The organism is Kocuria tytonicola (assembly GCF_003687455.1).
In the GTDB taxonomy this organism is placed as follows: Bacteria; Actinomycetota; Actinomycetes; order Actinomycetales; family Micrococcaceae; genus Kocuria; species Kocuria tytonicola.
The window spans coordinates 1-16,875 of the sequence record NZ_PHOA01000017.1; the positions used below are offsets into that span (position 1 = coordinate 1).

Consider the following 16,875-nt stretch of genomic DNA (forward strand, 5'->3'; position numbering starts at 1 on the left):
GTGGTGCTGCACGTGGTGGAGGCCTTCGGAGGGGGTGTGGCGGCGGCCGTGCGGGACTACGCCCGCGCCACCCCGGAGTGCGAGCACCACCTGCTGTGCCACCTGCGCCCCGAGGCCGTGAATCTCGAGGCTAACTGGGACGCTGATTTTGCATCGGTCCGTTCGCTGCCCGGGGGACACCTGGCCAACGTCAAGGCCACCCGCTGGGCCATCCGCGCGGTGAAACCGGACGTCATCCACTCGCACTCGAGCTACGCCGGCGTGTACGCACGCACGGCCGTGGGACACCTGCCGCGCCGCCGCAACGACACCCTCTCACCGCTGAACGCTCCCGCTGCGCCCACCACGCGCGCCGAGCGGCAGGGGGATCTCCTGGCGGGTGCCGAGCTGCCTGCCGCACCGGAGGAGCGGACCACCGTGCGGGGCGCCGGACGCCGCCCGGGCCGTTCCGTTCCGGCACCGCTGGGGAGGGCGGTGCGCGAGCTGACGAACAACAAGTACCTGGACCTCTCGCTGACCCGGATCAAGCAGGTGTACACGCCGCACGCGTGGTCCTTCTCGCGGCTGGACCGCTCCCGTCTGACCCGGCTGGGCTACTGGCTGCTCGAGGGGGCACTGGCCGCCCGCACGGACGTGCTCGCCGGGTGCTCCAAGGCGGAGAACAACGTGGCGCACTGGGGGCCGATCGCACCCCGCACGGTGTACGTGCCCAACATCGCCCGCCCGTGCGGTGAGCGCAAGCGCCGTCCCGCGCCGGGCGAACCGCTCGTGCTCGCCGGCGCGGGGCGTCTGGCGGCGCAGAAGGACCCCGTGTTCTTCGCCCAGGCGGTGGACGCCATCCGCGCCGCCGGCCATGACGTGCGCCCGCTGTGGATCGGTGGCGGGGACGAGGGCGTGGAGCGGCTGCTGCGCGAGCACGGTGTGGAGGTCACGGGCTGGGTGGGCCACGAGGAGGTGCGCCAGCACCTCGCACGGGCGGACGTCTACCTGCACACGGCGCGCTGGGAGGGCTTTCCCATCACGGTGCTGGAGGCGGCGCTCAACGACATCCCCGTGATCGTGCGGCGCATCAGGGTGTTCGACGACGCAGGGCTGCCGGTCGTCGTCGACTCGCCGCAGGAGGTGGCGCGGCACTGGGAGGAGATCACGGACGAGCGGGCGCGGGACGCCGTGTCCGCATGGGCCCGCCGGGCGCTGTGGGAGAACTGCCGTGAGGTGCAGCGCCAGCGGCTGGGAGAGATCTACGGCATCCGCGTGCCGCTCGCGGAGCGCACCCTCGCGCGGTGACCGAACTACTGGGGAGAGGACAGGGGAGAACACCATGAACACCATCGGGACGCCCCCGGCGCGGACGGAGCGCGGGGCGAGCGCCGCACCGGCGGGCACCGCGGGCGCGGGCATGTGGACGGGCACGGGGAGCAGCGCCACCTTCACGTGGCTGCACACGCCGGAGAACGGGCGGGCGCGGGGGCTCGTGGTGCTGGCACCGCCCGCGGGGCGCGAGCACGTCCAGGGCTACCGGGCCCTGCGGCAGCTGGCCATGCTCCTCACGGGCGCGGGCTACTGCGTGGCACGGGTCAGCTACCGGGGCGTGGGCGACTCGCACGCGCTGCGCCCGGGGGACGACCTGCTCCAGGAGTGGCTGCGGAACGTGCTGGACGCCGCCCAGCAAGCACGGGAGGTCTGCGGCATCGAGGAGTTGCCCGTCTACGGCATCGGCTACCGGGTGGGCGCCGGTCTGCTGAGCATGCTCTCGGAGCACTTCGACCACGTGATCGCGTGGGAACCGGTGAGCGGAAAGGCCTTCGCCAACCAGTGGTCGCGCCTGCGCCGCGCGACCCTGCCGGAGATCCCCACCGGGGACGGGGTGGATCTCATGGGGCTGTGGCTCACCGACGCGCAGGCCGAGCAGCTCGCGCGCATCCCGGACCCGCGACGGCTGGCCCAGCTGCCCCCCGGGGTGGAGGTGTACCGGGAGGCGGACCAGCCGCGTGCCAAGGTCATGTACGGCGTGGAGTCCTTGGACGTCCGGGTGCACTACGACGTCCTGGAGGACCTGCTGCGGAGGCTGCCCCGTCCGGGACTGGTGCCCTTCACGGGTGCGGGCAGGGGCCCCGCGCGCAACGAGTTCCTCGCGGGGGACGGGGTGCTGTGCGCGGAGGAGGTCGTGGCCGTGGACCCCGCGGGCTACCCGGGCATCCTCACGGGCCCCGTGGCGGGACAGGTCCCCGACCGGACCGGTGGCCGGGGGCCCGCGGCGTCGCCGGGTGCCGCGGGTCGCAGGGGTGCCGAGTCGAGCCCCGAGGTCACGGCGGCGGCCACGGCGGACGCCACCGCACAGGCTGCTGGCGGGGCCATCGCCCCGTGGCCGGGCAAACCCGTCACGTTCTTCGCTCCCGGGGCGTCCGAGCCCCGGGACGGCTCCGGGCTGTGGCCCGAGACCGCACGCCGGCTCGCGGGCCGCGGCGTGGTCAGTCTCCGCGCGGACCGCGACGGCGCCGGGGACCGGGCCCTGCTGTGGTCCGACCGGGACCCGAACCCCTACCGCTACCTCAACGCCCAGGCGCTGCGCGAGCAGGCCCGCTGGCTCGGGGAGCGCTTCCGCACGGACGTGGTGGCCACGGTGCTGTGCTCCGGCGCGTGGGCCACGCTGCGGGCCACGCGCGAGCCCGCGGGGCTGCCCGCCCAGGCCCTGATCCTCATCAACCAGAACGAGTGGCGGATGCACCAGGGCTTCTTCGACGGGCTGCGCCCGAGCTACGACGGTGACGCCAAGCTGCGCGCGAAGAGCACCTCGGCCGCAGCCGACGCCGCACCGTCGGGTGGTCGGGCGGCGGCACCGGCGCACGGGGGCGCCGGGAGCGTGCACGGGGCCTGCCGCTCCCGGTGCGCGGACGCCGCCCGCGGTGTCCTGTCCGACGCCGGCACATGGGCCACGGCCCGACTGGCCGAGGGCAAGCAGGTCGCCTCGCACGCGCTGCGCCACCGCACCCCGGAGCCCGTGTGGAACCTCATGGCCCGCAACCCGTCCGCGTCCATCCCGGACCACGTGCTGGAGCGTGCCAGCCACGGCCGCCGCGTGGTGCTCCTGGTGGGCCCGCAGGACGAGGAGCGCTACCGGGAGACCACCGCAGACCGCGCCGTGTCCCGGTTGCAGCGCCGCGGACGGCAGATCGCGGAGCGCTACGTCCCCGCCGTGGACCACTCCGTCCTCTCGCGCACCGCGCGCAACCAGATCGCCCGCCAGCTCGACGAGCTGTTCGACCAGTGGAAGGCTCAGTAGCCCCGTCATGACAGACACGCCCGCCGTGCGCACACCCCCGCCCGAGACCGAGGCCTCCCGTGTGGGGACCAACATCCTGTGGAACTACGTCTCCGGGTTCACGAGCGTCTTCGGACTGCTCCTGCTCTACCCCTTCGCCATCGCGATCGTGGGGGCGGAGTCCTACGGGCTGTGGGTGATTGCGTTCAGCGCCATCCAGCTGCTCACCATGTCCGACTTCGGGCTCGGCACGGGCATCGTGCGCACCCTCACGGACATCCCGGACGACGCCGCCCACGCCCGGCGGCGCCAGAGTTTCGTGGCCGTGGCCATCGGCGTCTTCCTGGTGCTCGCGGTGGTGCTCACGGGCCTGTACTTCGTGTTCTTCCCGCTCTACCTCACCACGGTGGACGTGCCCGAGCGGGACCAGCACGCCGTGGTTCCCCTGCTGCTCGCCGCGGGGTTCACGCTGTTCTTCTCGGTGCTCGGGCGCGCGTGCAACTCCGTGCTGTGGGCCCTCAACCGCCCGGACGTGGAGCGCAAGGCGGCCGTGGTGGCCATCCTGGGACGTGCCGCCGGGTACGCCCTGCTCATCCCGTTCCAGGGCGGACTGATCGCCCTGGTGCTCGTGGAGTGCGTCTCCCTGCTGCTGCCGCCCGCGGTGTGCCTGTGGGCGGTGCACCGCCGCTTCGGGCTGGCGCGCCCGCTGCCCGGTGCCTGGCGTGAGCAGGGCAGGCCCCTGCTGCGGATGTCCTCCGTGCTGTCCATCGGCTCGCTGTCCCTCCTGGGGGTGTACCAGCTGCCGCTGTTCATCGTGGGGCCCACCCTGGGGCTGCATGCCGCCACCGCCTTCGGGGCGCTGATCCGCGTGTTCCAGAGTGCCCGTCTGGTGATCAGCTGGATCGCCATGCCGTTCGCCTACCCCATCAAGAAGTCGCAGGGCGGCGAGGCGGCGGAGCACATCCGCGTGGCCATGACGGTGTCCCTGCTGGTGGGGCTCATGATCAGCATCCCGCTGCTCGCGATCCCCACGGAACTGCTGAGCGTGTGGCTCGGCCCCGCCATGGCCTTCGCGGCCCCCGCCCTGGCCATGGTGGTCCTCGGTGTGCTGGGGGAGTCCCTCGGGCAGGTGCCGAACCTGGTGATGACGCTGCGCGGCAGTCCCCTCGTGGCCTCGCTGATCAGCCTGGGGATTCTCGTGGTCACCCTGCCCGCCGTGTGGTTCGCCGCGCAGACCGGGAACCTGGAGGTGGTGATGGCGGCGTCCACTGCGCCGCTGCTGCTGGCCGTCCCCGTTCAGCTCGTGTTCAGCGAGCGTGCGGAGTCCAGCCGTGCCGGAGCGGCGGATCTGCGGACCTGGGTCCTCATGCTGCTCGCCGCAGCCGCCGGTGCAGTGGTGTTCGTCCTGGCGGGCCGGGTCCTGCCCGACGTCCTGACCATCGGGGTGTGCGGCGCGGCACTCGGGGCGGTGTTCCTGGCGGCGTTCCGCCGGATCCGGCGCCGCGACCGGGAGTTGAACAGCGCCCGGTCGGCGGACGCTCAGGACGCCGTGGTGAGCTCCTCGTAGAGCTCGCGGTAGCGGCGCGCGGTCACCCGGGCGTCGAAGTCCGCACGGGCGCGCTCCCAGCTGCGGTGCCGCAGGCCCTCTCGCAGCGTCGGGGTGAGGTCCAGGAACCGGGTCAGTGCGGCGCCCAGGGCCTCTGGGTCGCGGGGCGGGACCAGCGTGAAGGGCTCCACGGACAGCACCCGGGTGTCCCCGGTGTCCGTGGTGATCACGGGAACGCCCTCGCTCAGCGCCTCGATGCCGGCCATGGGCAGGGCCTCCTCGCTGCTGGAGAACACCATGGCGTGGGATGCCCGGATGAGGGAGCGGACGTCCGAGACGGACCCCAGCAGCTCCACGGCGTCGGTCAGGCCAAGCCGTGCCAGCTCGTCCGTGAGCACGCGGTTGTGCGGATCCACCCCGTGGCCGGCGCACACCAGGCGCGCCAGGGGGTGCCGCTCCCGGGTCTGGGCGAACGCCCGGAACAGGGTGGGGTGGTCCTTGGCGGGCACGCGGCGCCCCAGATGCAGCAGGACGGGGTCCCCGGGGGGCTCGGGAGCGGGGGCCGCTGCAGTGGTGGTGCCGTTGGGAACCACCAGGATCCGCTCCCCGGGGAAGCGGTATCCGAAGTCCACCGCGAAGTCCCGTGCGGTGGGGGAGCAGGCCACCACCGCGTCCAGGCGGGAGGAGAAGACGGCGGCGAGCCGCCAGACCACGCCCGCCACGCGGCTCGACGCCAGGTTCAGGCTCGAGTGCAGGGTGGTGACCTTCGCGGCGCCGTGCGGGGTCAGTTCGTTGACGAGGTCCGACTGCTGGAGGTGGGAGTGCACCACGTCGATCCGGTGCTCCCGCACGAGCCGGCGCACGGCACGGGCGGCCCTCACCGGAAGCAGGTCCCTGCGGGTCATGTGCGCGTACGTTGTGCTCGTGGCCGCGGCCTCGAGCCGCGGGGAGAGGGCTCCCGGGCCGAGCAGCACGAGCAGGTGCGCCTCGTCTTCGGGCCGCCGGGTGAGCAGCAGCTGCTCGATGAGCGTCTGGGCGCCGCCGGTCTCGGCGTCGTTGACGATGTGGAGGACGCGCACGGTGCGGGCCTTTCTGCGGAGGTGGACGGTGCATGGTGTGGCGATGCCGGCGCCCGCGGGCACGACAGCCCTGTCCCTCGTGGGCGCAGCCCTCGTTGGCAGGAGCCGCGTGGCGTGGCGCCGGAGTGGATCAGGTGCCCGGCCCGGCGGCGTCGTCCGCACCGGCGCCCGCGCTGCCGGCAGCCGCGGGGCGGGAGAGCTCCAGCCCCAGGCACACCCCGGCGATGCCCCACACCCAGAACGCGGAGTCATAGCTCGTGGTGGCCCCGGCAACGACGAGCCACACCACCAGCGTGCACCCGCCGAGCCACAGGGGGTTGCGCCCGCCGGAGCGCACGCACAGCACCGCCATGACCAGGACCAGGGCGAGCCCGAAGACCATGCCGCTCTCCAGCAGGACGCGGCCGATCACGGAGTAGATGTCCGGCAGCGGGTTGTAGTGCTGCAGGTCCCCCAGGGGCATGCGCCCGCTGAGGAACAGCTCGTTGGACCGGCCCCGCCCCACGCCCCACAGGAACGTGGTGGGATCCGAGACCAGGTGGCGCACCGAGGCCGTGATCGAGGAGCCGCGGTCCGCCCAGGACCAGTTGAAGGACTCCTTGCGGTCCCGCAGGACGTCCAGCCCCACGTAGGCCGCTCCGGCGAGCCCCAGGGGCACCAGCAGCACCGCGGCCCAGGCCCGGCGCACGGCGTAGGGGGCGATCGCGGCGATCAGCACCACGCCGAGCACAACCACCGCGGCTCCCGAGCCGGAGACCGCCACGGCCCAGAGCACGAGGGCCATGGCCAGGACGTCCCGCGGGGTCATGCGGCGGCCGTGGTGGCGCAGCACGACCACCAGGGCCATGGCCATCAGGGACAGCGAGCCCACCATGAAGGAGGTCTCGGGGAAGAGCCCGAAGGGCCGCCGCACGTAGGTCAGGAAGGTCTCGCTGAAGTCGGAGACGTTCGCGTAGCCGGGGATGGTGTAGAGGCCCTCGAAGGGGATCACGCCCACCACGTCGAAGAACACGTACTTCTGCACGAGGGTGTAGGCCGCGCTGAGCAGCATGGTCCAGCTCAGCCACGAGATGGCGCGCGGCCCGAGGAAGAGGATGGCGGCGGCCGCGCCGGCCAGGGGCAGCGTGAACACGAGCCACGTGATGGATCCCGCGACCTGCACGGGGACGGGGCTCAGGAACATCCGCACGGCCGAGGCCGCGAAGGGGACGACTCCCACGAGCAGCGCGGTCCACATCACCGGCATGTGCCGGGCGCAGCGCAGGATCAGCAGGACGCAGACCACGCTGGACAGCGGCAGGTTGGTGTTGGAGCCCAGTGGCACGGCCGCGTAGGGCAGGGCCGAGAGCACGATCAGCGCACCGGACAGTGCGCGGTCCAGGGCCGTTCCCGGGGTGACGAGCGCCGCGCCGCGGGAACGGGTGGACGCGCGGCGGGGGCCGGTGCCGCTCCGGCCGGCCAGCAGGCCCGGCTGCGCCACGGTGCTCACGCCCGCTCCGTCCCGAGCACGGCGGCCACGGAGGGCCCCCAGTCCGCGTGCACGTCGGCGCCCGGGGTGGCGCCCCCCGGCGCGGACGGGGGCGCGCCGCGGGTGCGGACGGCGTCGTCGAACGCGTCCCGCAGGGCGGCGCCGAACGCCGCGGCGTCGTGGACGTCCGCGGCGCGGAAGCCGGCGTAGTCCCCGGCCTGGGCGCGCAGGGAGGCGAGGTCCGAGGCCACCACGGGGGTGCCCGCCCCCACGGCCTTGGCCAGGACGCCGGAGTGGGCGTCGAAGTGGGTGTAGGGCAGCACGATCACCGCGGCGTCCTTCACGTAGCCCGCGAACTCGTCCCGGGAGAGGAAGCGGTCCACCACGTCCACGGACGGGTGGCGGCGGGCGAGCGCGGCGAGCTCCGCCGCCAGCTCGGGGCTCTCCGCCTTGCCGCGCACGAGCAGGGGCACACCGGCCTCGCCCGCGGCCACCACGGCAAGCTCGATGCCCTTGTTGGCGCGCACCTCGCCGATGCAGAGCGCATAGGGCCCGGTCGCTGCGGCGGCCGGCGCGGCGGGGGCCCCCGGGTCCAGGCGGGAAGACACGGGCAGGTCCACCGCGGTGACGGGCCGGGTGGTGTAGCCGCGGATGATCTCCGCCTGCTCGCGGCCGTGGGTGACCACCCGGTCCGCGCGGCGGGCGCAGGCCCGGTCCAGCCAGAGCAGGACGCGCTCCCGGAGCCCCGCGGAGCCCAGGTCGAAGTGCGGCTGCGCGTTGTGCACGAACACCGCGGTGCGCTGCGCGCGGCGCGCCCGCAGCACGGCGGGGAGGGGGTACTTGGTGGAGTCCAGGGCGAGCACGGCGTCGTGGCTCGCGCGGGCGGCCACCGCGCGCACGGCCAGGTGCTCGCGCACGAGGTCCAGCACCTGCAGACCGGCCCGCAGCGCCCTGCCGGGGGCGGAGCGCGGCACCCGGGTGCGCCGGGGCGGCACGGTCTCCACCACGCGCACCGGGTGCTCCGCCGCCCAGCCGAGGTACTCGCGGGCCCCGGGGCGCGAGACGAGCGAGACCGCGGCGACGTCCGGGCTCGCGTCGAGGGCGAGCGCGAGGTCCGCGGCATGCTCCAGCTGCCCGCCGTACTCCGTGGGGCACACGACCACGATGTCCCGGGGGCACCCCGGCAGGCCGGACTCAGAGCTCATCGTCGGCGACGTGCTCGTGGGCCCGGGTGGTGGCCGCGTCCGCGCGGTGGGACGTCCGGCGCTCGGCGGCGGGGCGCCCGCGCCACAGCACCAGCAGCAGCCCCACGACCAGACCCACGAGCGCTCCGAGCGCGGTGTTGACCGCCGCGGAGGGCCCGGCGGCCTTCTCCGGAACGGCGGCCCGCTGGACCACGTTGAGCTTGACGTTCGCCGGCTGCAGCCCGTCCTGGGACTGCGGGACGGTCTCCAGTCCCCGGCTCACGCTCACGAGGCTCTCGGCGGTGGCCTGCGCCAGGTTCGCGGCCTGCTGCGCCGAGTCCCCCGTGGCGGTGATGGTGATCATCGCGGTGTTCGGTTCGTTCGTGACCACCACGTTCTTGGCGGCGAGCTCCTCGGGCGTGTCCTCCAGGTGCAGGCGGTCCACCACGGGCTGCAGCACGGAGTTGGTGGTGGCCACCTTGGCGTAGGACCCGGCGCGGGCGACGGCGAACTGCTCGCCCATCTGCAGATCCGTCACCGAGCGCGGGTTGGCCACGTTCACGAACACCTGCGACTGGGACTCGTAGGACTTCGGGACCACGAGGGTCGAGGCGATTCCGGCGAGCGCACCCACCACGGTGGCGAGCAGGACCAGCAGCCACAGCTGCTTCAAGCATCGGACGTACTGACTCAAGTTCATGTTTCTCCCCCTCGGCCCCGGTGCACGGCGCGGCGCGCTCGGGTGCACACAGGGGTCCCCAGATCCCCATCGTGGTTGCACCAGAACTCTAGCCAGCTTCCCGGGCCGGGACCGCCGGAAATGGTGTGTTCGGGACAAACGTGCCCCCTTGTGTGGACGGATTCGGGCGGGTGGGGCCGCCCGGTTTTCCTAGACTTGTGCGGGTCGCGGAGCACCGCGGCCAGGGGCCGAGCACGGGGGGCAGCATGACACCGGACACCACCACGGCAGGCACGGCGGACGCACCGCTCGTGAGCGTGGTCATCGCCGTCTACAACGGCCAGGAGCTCGTGGGGCAGGCGATCAGCAGCGTGCTGCGCCAGACCCACCCGCGGGTGGAGGTGTTGGTGGTGGACGACGGCTCCACCGACCACACGGCCGAGGTGCTCGCGGGCTACACCACCGTGGAGCGCCCGGGGCGCACGGTGCAGGTCCTCACGCAGGAGAACGCGGGCTGCGGTGCCGCCCGCAACCGGGCCCTGGGGCTGGTCTCCGGGGACTTCATCACGTTCCTGGACGCGGACGACGAGCTGCTGCCGCACCACCTGGAGACCCTGCTGGCCCGCTACGAGCAGCTGCAGGAGCACCCCGGGCGCGAGCGCACGGTGGTCTACGCCAACGGCTGGCTGTGCACCCCCTCCGGGATCAACCCCGAGCGAGTGCAGTACCGCGAGCGCATGCCGGGCCCGGAGGAGCAGCGCAGCGTGATCCTGGAGTACAACATCGGCAGCCTGTACGGGCTGTTCCCCCGCAGCTTCTTCGAGGAGGTGGGGGCCTTCGACCCCGAACAGGTGTTCGTGGAGGACTGGGAGCTGTGGCTGCGCGCCATCTACTCGGGCTGGCGCTTCGACCGCGTGGACCGGGTCACCTCCATCCTGGCGTGGTCCGGCGGGTCCATGCAGTCCCAGCGGGACCGGATGGCCGCGGGGGAGGAGATGGCGCTGCGCAAGACGCTGGTGCGCTTCGAGAAGGAGCTGAGCCCCGGGGAGCGGGACAAGCTGCTGCGGCGGCTGCGCGAGGGATCCCCGCTCGCGGCGGCGTCGGACGCGGAGCAGGCCATGCGGGACGGACGCACCCAGGACGCCCGGCGCCTGCTCGAGACGGCCGCGGCCATGATGCCGAGCCAGCGGCGGGTCGCGCTCAAGGCGCGGATCGCCCGGCTGCCGGGCGGCATGCGGTGGCTCGTGTCCCGGCAGCGCGCGGTGGACGCCAGCGTGGGGTACACGGACGCCATGCGTCGCTGACGCCGCCCGGTACGGGCACGGGGCCGCGCGCGGCGACGACGCCGCCGGGCCACCACCTTGTCCCGGCACGTTCCCCGCGCACACCGGCACGCACGTCCACCGGCACGGACCTCCACCGGCGCGTCCGGCTCTTCCGCGCTCCCCCACGTGGCGTACCCGAGCGCGCGCGTCCCGTCCGCCACCCACTCCGCCACGTCCTGCGCACTGGCGTACCCGAGCGCGCGCGTGCGTCCCCGCCGCCGGAGCCGCCACAATGGGATGCGTGAACAGTCCCGCCACGCCTCCGCCCGTCCTGCTCGCGTGCGCCCACGGCACGCGTGATCCGCGCGGCCAGCACGCCGTGGCCGCCCTCGTGGCCGCCGTGCGCGACCGGCTGCCCGGGACCCGGGTGGTGGACACGTGGGTGGACGTCCAGGAGCCGGACCTCGAGGCCCGCACCGCCGAGGTCGCGGAGCACGAGGCCGTGGTGGTGCCGCTGCTGCTGTCCGCGGGGTACCACGTGTTCGTGGACATGACGCGCGCGGTGGCAGGCTCCCCGCGGCACCGGGTGGCCGCGGCCCTCGGCCCGGACCCGCGCCTGGCCGCCGTGCTGGCCCGCCGGCTCGCCGAGGCCCTGGACGCCGCCGGTGCGCCACCGCTCACCGCGCGGGACCGCGTGGTCATGGTGGCCGCCGGGTCCTCCGATCCCCGGGCGGGGCAGGACTGCGAACGGATGGCGCAGCTGCTCTCCGCCGAGCTGGAGCGCCCTGTCAGCGCCGCGTACCTCTCCGCGGCCGCACCGTCCCTGCCGGACGCGCTCGCCGCTGCCCGCGCCGAGATTGCGCGCCGTGGCGCCGCCTCCGCCCCGGCTTCCCGGACACGGACGGACACCCCCTCCGCACCTCTCGGCGCGGTCCCCGGCTCCGGGGATCGCCCGGACGACGCCGCCGGGCGCGTCCTGCTCGCCCCGTACCTGCTGGCGCCGGGCTACTTCCACGGCCGGGTGCTCGCCGCGGCCGCCGACGTCGCCGCGCAGCCGCTGCTCGTGGCTGACGGGGAGGTCCCGCCGGAGCTCGTGGACCTCGTGGTGGAGCACTACCGGGAGGCCGCTGCCTCCGCGTGATCGCACACGGCGCGGACCATGGCCCCGAGCCGGAACCGTTGCGGGACCACGGCACCGTCGATCCCGGCCTCCTCCAGCGGCTGCACGCACACCGGGCCGATGGCCACCGGGGCGCACCGCCCCTCCCGCAGCGCGGCGACCAGCGGGTCGTGGGCACCCAGGGAGCGGGCGGCGTCGAACAGGGCGTCCACCGCGGGAGCGGCCGTGAACGTCACGTAGTCCACGCGGCCCGCCACGATGCCGTGCACGAGGTCCGCGAGCCGGGAACCCTCGTCCGCGGACTCCCACCGGTACGGCGCCACCACCCGAACGTCCAGGCCCGCGGCGCGCAGCCGTTCGAGCTGCTCCTCGTCCGTGGTGCCGTGCACCTGCACGGTCACCGGGCCCACCACCTCCGGGCCCACCACGTGAGGGGCCGCCGCTCCGGGACCCGCCCCCGAGATCGCAGTGGCGGACGTGGCGGTGGCTGCCGCAGTGCCGGTCTGGCCGGGGGAGAGCTCCGCAGCCAGCAGCCGGTCCACGAGCTCGGAGGTGCGGCCGGAGGCCCCGGTGTACGCGCACGGGATCTCCAGGGCCTGCAGCTGCCCCTTGGCCTTGGCGCCTCGGGCGAGCACGGTGCTCGCGCGCAGCGCGGCCAGCAGGTCCTCCCGCAGACCGTGCTCCTGGGCCACCGCGAGCCAGCGCTTCACGCCGTAGCCCGTGGTGACCAGCACGGTGCCCGGCGCGGACGCGATGGTGTCCCGGGCGGCGGCCAGGACGTCGTCGTCCTCGTCAGCCGGTGCCAGTTTCAGGGCGGGGGCGTACACCACCCGCGCCCCGTGGCGCTCGAACGCTCCACCCTGCTCCTGGGCGCGGCGGTGGGCGGTCACGGCCACGGTGGTGCCGGACAGGACGGGCTTCAAAGGTGCGCTCATGGCTCCAGGGTAGGAGCCGCCACCAACCGGCGGCCCCGCGGCCCGCACGCAGCGCTGGGTGGGGCCGCCGGTTGATGGCCGCCGGGCGGGCCTCGGCACGTCCCGGGGGCCGGGCGCGCGCGGGCTCGGAAAGCGGGGACCCGGAGCGCGGGGGCCCAGCAGGTGGATCCCCGGGGCGGGGCACCGCGCTGTGCGTGTCCGAGGGCGCGAGTAGGCTGGGCGCGATCCGCCCGACCACTGCCCCGAACCGCGCGCCCACCGGACCCCGGTGGGCAGGCTCCCGGGAGCCGGGCGGTGGCCCGTCCGCATGTCCGGCGCCCGTGGGTGTCGGCACCGCAGCACCCCCGGGACGGTTGGCCGCACCCGGCCACCGCACCGTGGCGATCCCACGCACGTGCCGCCTCGCACCGGCGGCACCCGAACGTCCACGACACCAGGAGCCAGCCACCCATGTCCCTGACCGGTCTGCTCACCGCGCTCACCGAGGACCGCAGCTTCGCGAACATCCGCACCCAGGCGGCCCGTCCGCTCGCGGAGCGTTCCGCGGAGACGATCATCAGCGCCACGGACGGGCTGCGCGCCCCCGTGCTCGCGCAGATCGCCGCCGGGATGGCGGACGGCGCCCCCGCGGCGTCGGTGCCGGGGACGGACATCCCCGCGCGGGGAGCCGGCACCACGGACGACGCCGCCGCCGGGCCCGTCCTGCTGGCCGTCACCGCCACGGGACGCGAGGCCGAGGAGCTGCAGGCCGGCCTGGGCGCCTATCTGCCGGCGGAGCAGATCGCGAACTTCCCGTCCTGGGAGACCCTGCCGCACGAGCGGCTCTCGCCGCGCTCGGACACCGTGGGCCAGCGGCTGAGCGTGCTGCGCAGGCTGGAGCGCCGCGACCCTTCCGAGCAGCCGCTGCGCGTGGTCGTGGCCCCGGTGCGCTCGGTGCTGCAGCCCGTGGTGGCGGGACTCGGCCAGATGGAGCCCGTGACCCTGCGCACCGGGCAGGACTACGACTTCCAGCAGCTCGTGGCGGACCTCGCCGGGGCCGCGTACTCCCGCGTGGACATGGTCACCCGCCGCGGTGAGTTCGCGGTGCGCGGCGGCATCGTGGACGTCTTCCCGCCCACCCTGGACCACCCCGTGCGCGCGGAGTTCTTCGGGGACGAGCTGGACGAGATGCGGTGGTTCGCCGTGGCGGACCAGCGCACTCTCACCACGGCCGAGCACCCCTCGGTGATCGTGGCCCCGCCGTGCCGCGAGCTGCTCATCACCCCGTCCGTGCAGTCCCGCGCCGCCAAGCTCAAGGAGCAGCTGCCAGGCGGACGCGAGATGCTCGAGCGCATTGCCGGTGGCCAGTACGTGGAGGGCATGGAGTCCCTCGCGCCGCTGCTCGCGGACGAGATGGTCCAGGTCATGTCCCTGCTGCCGGAGGGGTCCATGACCGTGGTGCTGGAGCCCGAGAAGGTGCGGGCGCGCGCCCACGACCTCGTGGCCACCAACGAGGAGTTCCTGATGGCCGCGTGGGACTCCGCCTCGGGCGGCAGCGACGCACCCCTGGACCTCGACGCCGCGCTCGACACGGACGACGGCGCGTCCCGCACGCTCTCCTCCGGCTCCTTCCACACCATTGCGCAGGTGCGGGAGCTCGCCCTGGAGCGCTCCGTGGGCTGGTGGTCCGTGACCGGGCTGAACGTCAACGCGGTGACCACGTCCGAGATCGACGCGGACACCTCCGAGGAGGAGGTGCGCCTGGCGGACACGGACGCGGACACGCTCACCGTCGCGGCGCGGGAACCCACCCGGTTCTCGGGTGACGTGGCCGCCGTGCTGGAGTTCCTCGCGCAGCGGATGCGCGAGGAGTGGCGGATCGTGCTCGTCACGGACGGGCCCGGACCGCTGCAGCGGCTCAGCGAGCTGCTGCACGGCGCGGACATCCCCGCCGCCCGCCACGACTCGATCACGCAGGCCCCGCAGCCGGGCGTCGTCGAACTCACCACCGCGCGCGCCGGCCGCGGCTTCGCGCTGGACGCCACCCGCACCGCACTGCTCACGGAGGCGGACGTGCTGGGGCGCTCCACCGCGTACGAGAACCGTGGCGAGCGCAAGCTCCCGCAGCGCCGCAAGCGCAACCAGGTGGACCCGCTCACCCTGCAGAAGGGTGACTACGTGGTGCACGAGCAGCACGGCATCGGGCAGTTCATCGAGCTCGTGCAGCGGCCCATTGCCGGCGCCATGACGGCCCCCGGCCAGCCCAAGCCGGTGCGCGAGTACCTCGTGCTGGAGTATGCGGCCTCCAAGCGCAACGGGCCGAAGGACCGGCTGTTCGTGCCCACGGACCAGCTGGACCAGGTGAGCGCCTACGTGGGTGGGGAGGCGCCGTCGCTGTCCAAGATGGGCGGTGCGGACTGGAACAAGACCAAGCGCAGCGCCAAGAAGGCCGTCAAGGAGATCGCCAACGAGCTGATCCGGCTGTACTCCGCGCGCATGGCGTCCAAGGGCCACGCCTTCGGCCCGGACACCCCGTGGCAGCGCGAGCTGGAACAGGCGTTCCCGTACATCGAGACCCCGGACCAGCTCACCACGATCGACGAGGTCAAGGCGGACATGGAGCGGCCCATCCCCATGGACCGGCTGATCTCCGGGGACGTGGGCTACGGCAAGACCGAGGTCGCCGTGCGGGCGGCGTTCAAGGCGGTGCAGGACGGCAAGCAGGTGGCCGTGCTGGTGCCCACCACGCTGCTCGCTCAGCAGCACACGGAGACGTTCGCGGAGCGCTTCTCCGGCTTCCCCGTGCGCCTGGCCACGCTCTCCCGGTTCCAGAGCGCCAAGGAGTCCAGGGCCACCATGGAGGGGCTGCGCAGCGGCGCGGTGGACGTGGTGATCGGCACCCACCGGCTGCTGAGCAAGGAGATGCAGTTCAAGAACCTGGGGCTGGTGATCATCGACGAGGAGCAGCGCTTCGGGGTGGAGCACAAGGAGAAGCTCAAGGCCATGCGCACGGACGTGGACGTGCTGGCCATGTCCGCCACGCCCATTCCGCGCACCCTGGAGATGTCCATGACGGGCATCCGGGAGACCTCCACGCTGGCCACCCCGCCCGAGGAGCGCCACCCCGTGCTCACGTACGTGGGGCCCTACACCAACAAGCAGGTCTCCGCGGCCGTGCGGCGCGAGCTCATGCGCGAGGGCCAGGTGTTCTTCATCCACAACCGGGTCTCCACCATCGAGGCCCGCGCCAAGGAGATCGCGGAGCTGGTGCCGGAGGCGCGGATCGCCGTGGCCCACGGGCAGATGGGGGAGTCCCGGCTGGAGCAGATCATCGTGGACTTCTGGGAGAAGAAGTTCGACGTCCTGCTGTGCACCACCATCGTGGAGACCGGTCTGGACATCGCCAACGCGAACACGCTGATCGTGGACCACGCGGACCGCTACGGGCTTTCGCAGCTGCACCAGCTGCGCGGTCGCGTCGGACGCGGGCGGGAGCGCGCCTACGCCTACTTCCTCTACCCCGTGGAGAAGCCGCTCAGCGAGACCGCCCTGGAACGGCTGAAGGCCGTGGCCGCGCACAACGAGCTGGGCTCTGGCATGCAGCTGGCCATGAAGGACCTCGAGATCCGCGGCGCGGGCAACCTGCTGGGCGGTGAGCAGTCCGGTCACATCGCGGGCGTGGGCTTCGACATGTACCTGCGCCTGGTGGGCGAGGCCGTGGCCGAGTACCGCGGGGAGCAGGAGACCGGCCCCGCCGAGATGAAGATCGAGCTGCCCGTCAACGCCCACCTCCCGCACGACTACGTGCCCGGCGAGCGGCTGCGCCTGGAGGCCTACCGCACGGTGGCGAACGCCACCACGGAGGAGGCCGTGGCCGAGGCGGGGGAGGAGCTCACGGACCGCTACGGGCCCATGCCCACCCCGGTGCAGAACCTGCTGGACGTCGCACGCCTGCGCATCAGGGCCCGCGCCGCCGGTCTCACGGACGTGGCCACCCAGGGCACCATGATCCGCTTCTCCCCGGCGGAGCTCGCGGAGTCCCGCGAGATGCGGCTCACGCGGCTCTACCCGGGGTCGCAGGTGCGCCCGGTCCCGGGCACCGAGGAGCGCATGGTGCTGATCCCCAAGCCCAAGACCGCGCGGATCGGCGGCAAGGACCTCGTGGACGGGGACATCCTCGCGTGGGCCCGGGAGGTGCTGGACGCGGTATTCCCCGTGCTCGAACCTGCCGCCGGGGAGGACGCCGCCGCCGCGCGGGGATAGTCCCGGCGCGGGTGGTGGGTCGGGGCCCGCGCACCCCCGGGCACGGTCTGCTCGACCGCCGCCGCGGTGCGACCCCGGGGCCTGTCACGACGCCC

General features: G+C 73.9%; 11 protein-coding genes. 6 read left to right on the forward strand and 5 right to left on the reverse strand.

The window, feature by feature from the left end:
• The 3 genes from CWC38_RS03640 to CWC38_RS03650 all read left to right on the forward strand — a co-directional run.
• Positions 1-1,287: glycosyltransferase (locus CWC38_RS03640; protein WP_240625030.1), on the forward strand; the 1,287-nt coding region annotated here is incomplete at its 5' end.
• A 34-nt stretch (positions 1,288-1,321) separates the two neighbouring features.
• A complete protein-coding gene (locus CWC38_RS12335; RefSeq protein ID WP_240625031.1) occupies positions 1,322-3,283 on the forward strand; it encodes an alpha/beta hydrolase family protein in 1,962 nt (653 codons plus the stop codon).
• 7 nt (positions 3,284-3,290) lie between these two features.
• Positions 3,291-4,829 (forward strand): lipopolysaccharide biosynthesis protein, encoded by a 1,539-nt coding sequence (locus CWC38_RS03650; protein WP_121845473.1) that lies wholly within the window; start codon positions 3,291-3,293, stop codon positions 4,827-4,829.
• Here CWC38_RS03650 and CWC38_RS03655 read toward each other — a convergent pair.
• The 4 genes from CWC38_RS03655 to CWC38_RS03670 all read right to left on the reverse strand — a co-directional run bounded on the left by CWC38_RS03655 (position 4,802) and on the right by CWC38_RS03670 (position 9,239).
• Positions 4,802-5,887, reverse strand: coding sequence for a glycosyltransferase (locus CWC38_RS03655; RefSeq protein WP_121845489.1), 1,086 nt, complete (start codon positions 5,885-5,887; stop codon positions 4,802-4,804). The genes CWC38_RS03650 and CWC38_RS03655 overlap by 28 nt on opposite strands.
• Before the next feature lie 130 nt (positions 5,888-6,017).
• On the reverse strand, positions 6,018-7,376 hold the full coding sequence (locus tag CWC38_RS03660; protein ID WP_240625032.1) for a hypothetical protein: 1,359 nt from the start codon (positions 7,374-7,376) through the stop codon (positions 6,018-6,020).
• Positions 7,373-8,560 (reverse strand): glycosyltransferase, encoded by a 1,188-nt coding sequence (locus tag CWC38_RS03665; protein WP_121845474.1) that lies wholly within the window; start codon positions 8,558-8,560, stop codon positions 7,373-7,375. Before CWC38_RS03665 ends, CWC38_RS03660 begins: the two co-directional genes overlap by 4 nt.
• Positions 8,550-9,239: a YveK family protein gene (locus CWC38_RS03670; protein ID WP_121845475.1), complete on the reverse strand. Its 690-nt coding sequence runs from the start codon at positions 9,237-9,239 to the stop codon at positions 8,550-8,552. Before CWC38_RS03670 ends, CWC38_RS03665 begins: the two co-directional genes overlap by 11 nt.
• Positions 9,240-9,484: 245 nt before the next feature.
• On the opposite strand from CWC38_RS03670, the gene CWC38_RS03675 reads away from it, so the two are divergent.
• Together CWC38_RS03675 and CWC38_RS03680 are read left to right on the forward strand one after the other, a co-directional pair.
• Positions 9,485-10,522, forward strand: coding sequence for a glycosyltransferase family 2 protein (locus tag CWC38_RS03675; protein WP_121845476.1), 1,038 nt, complete (start codon positions 9,485-9,487; stop codon positions 10,520-10,522).
• A gap of 253 nt (positions 10,523-10,775) precedes the next feature.
• Positions 10,776-11,624, forward strand: coding sequence for a sirohydrochlorin chelatase (locus CWC38_RS03680; RefSeq protein WP_121845477.1), 849 nt, complete (start codon positions 10,776-10,778; stop codon positions 11,622-11,624).
• On the opposite strand, the gene CWC38_RS03685 is transcribed toward CWC38_RS03680, so the two are convergent.
• Positions 11,597-12,538, reverse strand: coding sequence for a uroporphyrinogen-III synthase (locus CWC38_RS03685; protein ID WP_121845478.1), 942 nt, complete (start codon positions 12,536-12,538; stop codon positions 11,597-11,599). The two genes, CWC38_RS03680 and CWC38_RS03685, sit on opposite strands and share 28 nt — an antisense overlap.
• A gap of 450 nt (positions 12,539-12,988) precedes the next feature.
• On the opposite strand from CWC38_RS03685, the gene mfd reads away from it, so the two are divergent.
• Positions 12,989-16,780 (forward strand): transcription-repair coupling factor, encoded by a 3,792-nt coding sequence (gene mfd, locus CWC38_RS03690; RefSeq protein WP_121845479.1) that lies wholly within the window; start codon positions 12,989-12,991, stop codon positions 16,778-16,780.
• Positions 16,781-16,875 lie beyond the last annotated feature (95 nt).

Bases quoted from the DNA above. Each gene is read 5' to 3' on its own strand.
- CWC38_RS12335 (WP_240625031.1), top strand. From the start codon at position 1,322: ATGAACACCATCGGGACGCCCCCGGCGCGGACGGAGCGCGGGGCGAGC.
- CWC38_RS03650 (WP_121845473.1), top strand. From the start codon at position 3,291: ATGACAGACACGCCCGCCGTGCGCACACCCCCGCCCGAGACCGAGGCC.
- CWC38_RS03665 (WP_121845474.1), bottom strand. From the start codon at position 8,560: ATGAGCTCTGAGTCCGGCCTGCCGGGGTGCCCCCGGGACATCGTGGTC.
- CWC38_RS03670 (WP_121845475.1), bottom strand. From the start codon at position 9,239: ATGAACTTGAGTCAGTACGTCCGATGCTTGAAGCAGCTGTGGCTGCTG.
- CWC38_RS03675 (WP_121845476.1), top strand. From the start codon at position 9,485: ATGACACCGGACACCACCACGGCAGGCACGGCGGACGCACCGCTCGTG.
- CWC38_RS03680 (WP_121845477.1), top strand. From the start codon at position 10,776: ATGGGATGCGTGAACAGTCCCGCCACGCCTCCGCCCGTCCTGCTCGCG.
- CWC38_RS03685 (WP_121845478.1), bottom strand. From the start codon at position 12,538: ATGAGCGCACCTTTGAAGCCCGTCCTGTCCGGCACCACCGTGGCCGTG.
- mfd (WP_121845479.1), top strand. From the start codon at position 12,989: ATGTCCCTGACCGGTCTGCTCACCGCGCTCACCGAGGACCGCAGCTTC.